Source organism: Zoogloea sp. (genome assembly GCF_041904905.1).
GTDB lineage: Bacteria > Pseudomonadota > Gammaproteobacteria > Burkholderiales > Rhodocyclaceae > Zoogloea.
On the sequence record NZ_JAYRMI010000056.1, the window covers coordinates 18,843 to 27,778 of the forward strand.

Genomic DNA, 8,936 nt, shown 5'->3' on the forward strand with positions numbered 1-8,936 from the left:
CTCAGCGCGCCAGGCCCAGGTTCGCCACCGCCTCGCTCAGGCAGCGCAGGGCCAGCCCGAAGTCGAACACCCGCACCGCCTCGGCCAGCACCGGAAAGCGGTGCCCCAGCCCGGTGCGCAGCAGCGCCTCGTGGGCGTCCAGGGTGCGGCCGGCGGCAAAATCGTCGTGGGCCAGCTCCTGCAACAACTGCATGCAGACCGCCCGCAGCGCGTCCCGATCCACCGCCACCGGGGGCGGCGCACCAGGCTCGCCGGGCAGCGCCGCGGCAATCGCCGTCACCAGCTCGCCCAGGCAGCGGCTGATCTCGGCTTGCAGCGGCACCGTCACCGCCAACCGCTCGCGGGCCCGCAGCGCCTGCTCGAAGCGCCCCGCCAGCTCGGCCAGCCCGTGAGCCCCGACCTGCGCCGCCACCCCCTTCAGGGTGTGGGCCAGCCGCTCGGCCGACGTCCAGTCCAGCTCCGCCAGCGCCGACGCCACGTGGGCCGGGAAATCCCGCTGGCCGGCGACGAACTTGCCCAGCAGCGCCACGTAGAGCCCCTCCCGCCCGAGGGCGTTGCGCACCCCGGTCGGCACATCCAGCCCCGCGACGCCCCGCAGCCGCCGGATCGCGTCGTCGCGCTCGGCCCCGGGCCGGGCCGCGCCTGCGGGCTGCGCGTGCAGCCCCGCGCGGGGCTTGATCCAGCGCAACAGCGCCGCCCACAGGCTGGGCGGGTCGATGGGCTTGGCCACGTGATCCTGCATCCCCGCGGCCAGGCAGCGCTCCCGGTCGCCGCTCATCGCGTTGGCGGTCATCGCCACGATGGGCAGCCAGGCCAGATCGGGGTTGGCGCGGATCGCCCGGGTGGCGGTGAGCCCGTCCATCACCGGCATCTGCATGTCCATCAGCACCAGATCGTAGGCCCCCGACACCACCCGGGCGACGGCCACCGCGCCATTCTCGGCCACCTCCACCGCCAGGCCGGCGTGGGCCAGCAGCTCGGTGGCCACCTGCCGGTTAAGCTCGTTGTCCTCCACCAGCAGCACCCGCGCGCCGGCGATGCTGCCCAGGTCGGGCGCCGGCAGGCTGGCGGGCGCGGCCTCGCCCGGCTCCGCCTCGCCCAGGCCCTCGTCGGCCAGCAGCCGGACCACCGTGTCGAACAGCAGCGAGGCGTTGACCGGCTTGACCAGCACGTCGCGGATGTCGGCGCCGCCGGCCGACCGGATCAGCTCCTCGCGGCCGTAGGCGGTGACGATCGCCAGCCGCGGCGGGTCGGCCAGGGGCAGCCGGCGGATGTCGCCGGCGGTGGCGATGCCGTCCCGGTCGGGCATCTGCCAGTCCAGGAACACCACCGCGAAGGGTTTGCCGCTGGCGTCGGCGGCCTGCACCGCGCGCACCGCCGCGGCGCCCGAATCCACCGCCTCCACCGCAAAGCCCATGCGCCGGAGCATGTCGGCCAGCACCTCGCGGGCGTTGGGGTTGTCGTCCACCACCAGCATGGCGCGGCCGGCCAGCTCGGCGCGGGGCAGCACCCGCCGGGGCGCCGCCACCCCGCGCCCGAGCCGGGCGGTGAACCAGAAGGTGGAGCCGACGCCGGGGATGCTGTCCACGCCCACCTCGCCGCCCATCAGCTCGGCCAGCCGCTTGCTGATCGCCAGCCCCAGGCCGGTGCCGCCGTACTTGCGGGTGGTGGATGAGTCGGCCTGCTCGAAGCTGCGGAACAGCCGGCTCCGCTGCTCGTCGGTGATGCCGATGCCGGTGTCGCTGACCGCGAAGCGCAGGCACACCCCGTCGGCCGACGCCTCGGCCAGCCGCACCCGGATGGTCACCTCGCCCCGCTCGGTGAACTTCACCGCGTTGTTGGCGAAGTTGATGAGGATCTGGCCCAGCCGCAGGGGGTCGCCGACCAGCGCGTCGGGCACCGCGTCGGCCACATCGACGACCAGCTCCAGCCCCTTGTCGGCGGTCTTGCCGGCGATGAGCCCGGTGACGTTGTCGAGCACCCGGTCGAGGGAGAAGCCCACGTGCTCGATGCTCAACTTGCCGGCCTCGATCTTCGAGATGTCGAGGATGTCGTTGATGATGCCCAGCAGGTGCTGGCTGGCGGTCTGGATCTTGGTGAGGTAATCCCGCTGGCGGCCGGTGAGGCGGGTCTGGAGGGTGAGGTAGGCCATGCCGACGATGGCGTTCATCGGGGTGCGGATCTCGTGGCTCATGTTGGCCAGGAAATCCGACTTGACCCGCACCGCCTCCTCGGCCAGGGCGCGGGCGCGCTGCAGCGCCTCCACCGCGGCGCGCTCGGCGGTGATGTCCTCGACGATCCCGACCATGCCCTTGGCCGGGTCGGCCGCGTCGATCGCCCGGCCCGACATGCGCGCCCAGAAGCGGCTGCCGTCGCACCGCCGCAGGGCCTGCACGCACTGGTGGGTCTGGCCGCGCCACACCTGCTCGCGCACCTCGTCGCCCACCGCGGCCCAGTCGTCGTCGTTGCCGTACCAGATGCGGGTGGGCTGGCCCACCTGAGCGCCGGCGGGGTAGCCGAACATCTCGTCCATGCGCCGGTTGGTGCGCACGATCCGCCGATCCTTCATCACCACGATGCCGACGCTGGCCGAATCGAGGATCGCCGCCTCCTCCTCGATGGCGGCGGCGAGGTCGGCGGTGCGCCGGGCCACCTCGGCCTCCAGGCGGCGGCTCAGGCGGGCCTGCTCCTCGTCGGCCCGGTGGCGGGCGCTCACGTCCCGCGCCAGCACCACGAAGCGCCCGCCGGGGCGGGCCGTCGCCGACAGCTCGAACCAGTGCGTGCCGCCCTCGTCGTCGTCGATGCGCAGGATGCGGCCGGCGTCGCTGCCGTGGGCGGCGGCACCGGCCAGGGCGGCCATCAGCTCGGCCGCGGGTGCCGGGGCCAGCCGGGTGCGCAGGTCGCAGCCGGCCAGGGGCGCCGGGCCGCCGGCAAACAGCGCGCTGTGGCAGACGTGGGCGTCGAGGCAGAGGCCGCCGCCGCGCACTTCGAGGTAGGCGTCCGGCAGGGCGTCGAGGGTGTCGGCCAGCCGGCGCCCCGCGGCGCCCGGCTCACCGCCCGGCGGGCGGCGTCGGCGCCGGAAGGTGGCCGCGCCGGCCAGCCCGCGTTTCGGCCCGCGCCACCCCGCGGGGGCGGTGAGGGAACGGATGCGACGCGCGGCGGCCATGGTGGCGGGCGGTCATCGGGCGGGGCGGCCGGGGCTCATCGCGCCTGCTCCGCGCCTTCGGGCAGCGGGTCGGCGAAGCGCACGGCGATGTCGGCGAAGGCGTCGCGGCAGGCCATGAAGGCGTCCACCACGTCCGGGTCGAAGTGCCGGCCGCGGCCCTCGACGATGATCCGGGTGGTCTCCTCGAGGCTGAAGGGCGGCTTGTAGACCCGCCGGGTCATCAGCGCGTCGAACACGTCGGCGAGGGCCATCAGCCGGGCCGACACGGGGATGGCGTCGCCCGCGAGCCGGCGCGGGTAGCCGCTACCGTCCCACTTTTCGTGGTGGCCGGAGGCGATCTCCTGGGCCACCCCCAGGAACAGGAAGGCCCGCGAGGCGCTCTGCACCGCCTCGACGCCGGCGCTGGCCGACGCCTGCGCCATGGCCTTGCCGATGGCGTCGGCGCCGATGGTGGCGTGGTGCTTCATGATCTCGAACTCTTCGTCGGTGAGCTTGCCCGGCTTGAGCAGGATGCCGTCGGGGATGCCCACCTTGCCCAGGTCGTGCAGCGGCGCGGCCTTGACGATCATGCCCAGGCGGTCGCCGGCAAGGGCTTCGCAGAAGCGGGGGTGCTCGGCCAGGCGGCGGGCCAGCAGCTCCACGTAGGTCTGGGTGCGCACGATGTGCAGGCCGGTCTCGTTGTCGCGGGCTTCGGACAGGCAGGCCAGGGCGCGCACGCTGAGATCCTGGATCAGCAGGTTCTCGCGCATCCGCCGCGTCACCTCGCCCTCCAGCCACTCGTTCTCGAGGGCCAGCCGGTCGCGGGCCTGCTTGAGTTCCAGGTGGGTGCGCACCCGCGCCAGCACGATGGCCGGGTTGATCGGCTTGGTGATGTAGTCCACCGCGCCCAGCTCCAGGCCGTGCTCCTCGCTCTCGACGCCGTGCATGGCGGTGACGAAGATCACCGGGATGTTGCGGGTGGCGGGGTCGGCGCGCAGGCGCTCCAGCACCGCGTAGCCGTCCATCCCCGGCATCATCACGTCGAGCAGGATCAGGTCGGGGGTGGGCTGGAGGCCGGCGGCCCGCAGCGCCCGCTCGCCGGAGTTGGCGGCGCGCACCCGGTAGTAGGGCTGGAGAAGCTCGCCAAGGATGGTCAGGTTCTGCGGCGTGTCATCCACGATCAGGATGGTCTGGGCCGGCTTGGTGTCGGGGGTGAGCGGTGAGCTGCCGTTGCTTGTCATGACCTGCCTCGGTTCGGGATACGGGGGTTCGATTGCGCCCTGACGCCCGTCCGGGAGCTGCCGTATGGCATGGACGGGGCGCCAGCGTGGCACAGCGTACCACCGCTCCGGATAACGGCAGCACGGCGAAGCGGCTTTAACCCCCGACGCCCCCGCTCAGGCGGCCAGCCGGCGCCGCAGCAGCCGCATCAGCAACCCCACACCGGGCAGGCGGGCGTAGAGTTCGCCGGCGGCGTCCCAGTAATCCCGGTGGTAGTTCACCCGCCCGTCGTCGTCGAACTTCAGATGCGATACACCGCGGATCGTTTGTTCCTCGCCGTTGTATCGGAACCGGAAGTGGAAGCTCCACACCAGCACCGCCCCTTCGGCGTCGGCCACCCGCTCGCTCACCGCGAAGCGGGGCGCCTCCACCTGACGGAACATGTGGCGGAAGATGCGCTGGATGGCGGCCACCCCGCGCACGTCGTTGAAAGGGTCGACGAACACCGCGTCCTCGGCGTAGAAGGCCGGGAAGCGGGCGACGTGCGCTTCGGTGAGGCCCTCGTAGAAGGCGACCAGGGCGTTCAGGCTCATCTCAGGCTCCGGTCCGCCGGCGCACCAGCGGGAAATACCAACGGTAGGGCAGCAACGCCAGGAGCTTCATGATGCGGGTGAAGCGTTGCGGGAAATCGATCTCGAAGCGCCCCGTGGCGAGCCCCGCCACCAGCGCCTCGGCGGCGGCTTCGGGGCGCATCAGCGCCGGCATCGCAAAGTCGTTGCGGGCGGTGAGGCGGGTGGCCACGAAGCCCGGATTGACCACCCACACCCCCACGCCCTTCGGCGCGAGGTCGAAGTGCAGGCACTCGGCAAAGTGGATCAGCGCGGCCTTGCCCGGCCCGTAGCACAGGGCCCGGGGCAGGCCGCGGTAGCCGGCCACGCTGGCCACGAAGGCGATCCCGCCGCCAGGGGCCAGATCGCCCAGCACGCAGGCGGCAAGGCGCATCGCGCCGCCGAAGTTGACCGCCACCACCCGCTCGGCCACCGCCAGATCGAAGTCGGCGGCGCGCATCGGCACGTAGTCGCCGGCCAGGTAGATCGCCACATCCAGGCCCTGCCATTCGGCGACGAGGCGGGCCCGGGCGGCGGCCAGGGCGGCGGCGTCGGTGACGTCGCAGGGCAGGATCAGCGCGTCGCCGATGCCCAGCGCGGCCAGCCCGTCGGCGCTGCGGGCGGTGAGGGCCAGCCGCGCCCCCAGCCCGGCCAGCCGCTGCGCCAGCGCCGCGCCGATGCCGCTGGAGGCGCCCACCAGCCACACCCGCCGGCCGCGCCAGTCGGTGAGCTTCGGGTTCATGGCGCGGGCCGGCGGACGAAGGTGAGGGTCACCTCGCCCAGCCGGAAGCCCCACTTCGACATGTAGGAGCGGTTCATCATGGTGCGTTCGTCCATCAGGAACATCCAGTCGTCGAAATCCACGCGATAGACCCGGCCATCCACCGGCAGGGCCAGCACGTAGCGCCAGCGCAGGGCGTTGCCGGCCACCTCGCCCCGGGCCTCGCCGATCACGTCGTCGGCGCGGCCGCGGTAGCTGCCGTCGGGCTGGCGGGTGAGGGTCCACACCCGGCGCGAGGTGCTGCCGTCGGACCACGCGAAGCGCTCGTCGAGCACCCCGGTGTCGCCCTCCCAGCGGGCCTCGATCACCACGTGGAAGCGCTTCTTCACCTCGCCCGAGCGGTCCTGGAAGAGCCCCCAGGCGTCGAGGGTGCCGTTGAGGTAGGTGGGCAGGTCGAGCGCCGGGGTTTCGGCCTTGTACTGTTCGACCCCCGGCGAGGCGCAGCCGGCGAGGCCCAGGCACAGGGTCGTGGCGAGCAGGGTTTTCACGATTCGATCTCCAGAAAGTGGCGCCAGCGCCACAGCAGCGCCCCCGCCAGCGCCTTGAAGGCCAGCGGCAGCAGCGCGTAGGCGAAGGAGAGGGCGGGCAGCCCGGCGCCGCTGCCCGGCCGATAGCCCAGCCAGGCCAGGAGCGGCAGGGCCAGCCCGGCGGCGAGGGCGAGGTTGAGCTTGGCGGCGAGGTTCCACACCCCGAAGCAGGCGCCGGCCCGCCCCTGACGTTCGCCCAGATCGGCGGCGATGGCGGCGGGCAGCGCCAGATCGGCCCCCAGGGCCAGCCCGGAGGCCACGCACACCAGCGCAAAGGCGCCCACGTCGCCGGCCCCCAGCCGGGCCGCCCCGCCAAAGGCGATGATCGCCAGCCCGATGGCCACCCCCCACGCGACCACCCGCCCATGCCGGGCGGCGAGCCTCACCCACACCGGCAGCGACGCGGCGCCGGCCAGGAAGTAGGCCGCCAGCAGGGGGCCGGCCGCGGCTTCGGCCTGCAGCACGTCGGCCACGAAGAAGGGGAACAGGGTGGCCGGCAGCGCGGCGGCCAGGCCGTTGGCGACGAACACCGCCAGCAAGCGCCGGAAGGCGGGGTCGGCCAGGGTGCGGCGCAGGCCGGTGGCGATGGGCTCGGCGACGGCCGGCGCACGCGCTGCCACCGGCCCGACGCCCACCAGGGTCGTCACCGCCGCCACCAGCAGCAGGGGCGGCAGCACCCAGCCAAGCCGCGCCAGCCCGGTGGCGGCATCGGCCGCCAGCAGCCCGGGCAGGGTGGCGGCCAGCACCACCCCGGCCAGCCCGAAGCCCTCCCGGGCGGCGGTGAGCCGGGTGCGCCCGCCCGAATCGGGGGCGAGGTCGGCCCCCCAGGCCTGATAGGCCACGGTGGCCGCCGAGAAGCCCAGGTAGGTGAGCGCCAGCGCCCCCAGCAGCCAGCCCGCGGCGTGCTGCCCGGGCGGGTTCACCAGCGCCACGAAGCCGGCGGCGAAGGGCACCAGGGCCACCGCCAGCAGGGTGCGGCGGGGCAGCCGGTCGGCCAGCCCGCCCAGCCACGGGTCGATGCCCGCGTCGAGCAGGCGCGCGCCCAGCAGGATCGCCCCCAGCAGCGCCAGCGGCAGCCCGGCGGTGTCGGCGTAGAGGCGCGGCACGTGCACATAAACCGGCAGCGCGGCAAAGGCCAGCGGCAGGCCCAGCAGGCCGTAGGCCAGGGCGCGGCGGGCCGGCATGTCAGGCTTCCGGCCGGCGCAGCAGCGCCGCGCGCAGCTCGGGGGCGCGGGTGCGCGGGTCGAGCCAGATGGCAAAGAAGCGCTGGGCGAACTCGGGCTCGGGGATCTCGCCCAGGGGCCGGCCGTTGAACAGGAAGGCGGCGCCCTCGGGCCGGTACACGCCGACGATGTGGTCGCCGGGCTTCACGTCGGGGAAGAGCCGGGCCAGCGCCGGGCCCCAGCGGCGCAGCTGGGCCTCGTCGGCGCCAAGCGCGCGCATCTCCTTCACGCTGGCGTCGGCGATGGCGCTGCCGGCGATGCTGCGCCGGTAGTCCAGGCGCAGGGCCAGCGGCGGCCGAAGGGGGTCGTCGCCGCCCCACAGGGTGGCCTCGTACACCAGAAAGCCGAAGCGGCGGAACTCGCCCTGCCCCCAGCGCCGCAGCCCGCGGGTGGGGTCGGCCGGGCTGGCGGCGGCGAGGGCCGGCAGCCACGGCCAGATGGCCAGCGCCCGCAGCAGCCGGCGCCTAGCGGTGGACAAGCTCGAACTGGACGACATCGACGCTGCCGGCCCGGAAGCCCGCCTCGCAGTAACCGAGGTACATCCGCCACAGGCGACGGAAGGTCTCGTCGAAGCCCAGCCGCTCGATGCGCGGCCAGTTGGCCTCGAAGCTGGCCCGCCACTGGGCGAGGGTGGCGGCGTAGTCGGGCCCGAAGGCGAACTCGTCCTTCACCGTCAGCCCACGCCGCGCCGCCTCGGCCCGGAAGGCCTGCCGCGACGGCAGCATGCCGCCGGGGAAGATGTACTGCTGGATGAAGTCGGTGCCCTTGCGGTAGCGGGCGAAGAGGTCGTCGCGGATGGCGATGGTCTGCACCACGGCCTTGCCGCCGGGCTTGAGGCAGCGGGCGAGGGTGCGGAAGTAGCTGGGCCACCAGCGCTCGCCCACGGCCTCGAACATCTCGATGGAGACGATGTGGTCGAAGCGCTCCTTCACGTCCCGGTAATCCTGCAGGCGGATGTCCGCCGCCGGCACCCGGGCGCGGCTCCAGGCCTGCTGGGCCGGCGACAGGGTGAGGCCGGTGAGGGCCAGCCCGCTGTGGGTGGCGAGTTCGGCAAAGCCGCCCCAGCCGCAGCCGATCTCGAGCACCCGCTGGCCGGGCCGGGCGTCGAGGCGGCGCAGGATGCGGCGGTACTTGGCGTCCTGGGCCGCCTCCAGGGTGGGCGCCTGGGCCTCGCGGTAGAGGGCCGACGAGTAGCTCATGCCGGGGTCGAGCCACAGGCGGTAGAAGTCGTTGCCCAGGTCGTAGTGGGCCATGATGTTGCGCCGGCTGCCGGCCCGGCTGTTGCGGTTGAGCCAGTGGCGCAGGCGGGCCGACAGCAGCTCGCGCCAGGAGCCGTAGAGCGCCTTCTGGAGCGCGTCGCGGTTGGCGGCGAGTAGGGTGAGCAGGCCGGGCAGGTCGGGCGAATCCCACAGGCCGTCGATGTAGGCTTCG

8 protein-coding genes are annotated in these 8,936 nt (G+C 73.9%); all 8 read right to left on the reverse strand.

The genetic code is table 11. From position 1 onward, the window contains the following. Position 1 precedes the first annotated feature (1 nt). Complete coding sequence (locus ACE3N6_RS14375) at positions 2-3,166, reverse strand: response regulator (RefSeq protein ID WP_374246464.1); 3,165 nt, start codon at positions 3,164-3,166, stop codon at positions 2-4. 35 nt (positions 3,167-3,201) lie between these two features. Next, positions 3,202-4,386, reverse strand: coding sequence for a two-component system response regulator (locus ACE3N6_RS14380; RefSeq protein WP_374246465.1), 1,185 nt, complete (start codon positions 4,384-4,386; stop codon positions 3,202-3,204). Between the two features lie 156 nt (positions 4,387-4,542). Further along, positions 4,543-4,959, reverse strand: coding sequence for a nuclear transport factor 2 family protein (locus ACE3N6_RS14385; RefSeq protein WP_374246466.1), 417 nt, complete (start codon positions 4,957-4,959; stop codon positions 4,543-4,545). A gap of 1 nt (position 4,960) precedes the next feature. After that, the gene (locus tag ACE3N6_RS14390; protein WP_374246467.1) at positions 4,961-5,716 is read right to left on the reverse strand and encodes an SDR family NAD(P)-dependent oxidoreductase; all 756 of its coding nucleotides are present in this window, start codon (positions 5,714-5,716) and stop codon (positions 4,961-4,963) included. Beyond that, on the reverse strand, positions 5,713-6,243 hold the full coding sequence (locus tag ACE3N6_RS14395; protein WP_374246468.1) for a DUF3833 domain-containing protein: 531 nt from the start codon (positions 6,241-6,243) through the stop codon (positions 5,713-5,715). The genes ACE3N6_RS14390 and ACE3N6_RS14395 overlap by 4 nt, the downstream gene beginning before the upstream one ends. Next, positions 6,240-7,466, reverse strand: a complete 1,227-nt coding sequence (locus tag ACE3N6_RS14400; RefSeq protein ID WP_374246469.1) for an MFS transporter — start codon at positions 7,464-7,466, stop codon at positions 6,240-6,242. The genes ACE3N6_RS14395 and ACE3N6_RS14400 overlap by 4 nt, the downstream gene beginning before the upstream one ends. A gap of 1 nt (position 7,467) precedes the next feature. Continuing rightward, the gene (locus tag ACE3N6_RS14405) at positions 7,468-7,983 is read right to left on the reverse strand and encodes a chalcone isomerase family protein (protein ID WP_374246470.1); all 516 of its coding nucleotides are present in this window, start codon (positions 7,981-7,983) and stop codon (positions 7,468-7,470) included. Beyond that, positions 7,970-8,936: class I SAM-dependent methyltransferase (locus ACE3N6_RS14410; protein WP_374246472.1), on the reverse strand; the 967-nt coding region annotated here is incomplete at its 5' end. The genes ACE3N6_RS14410 and ACE3N6_RS14405, both read right to left, overlap by 14 nt.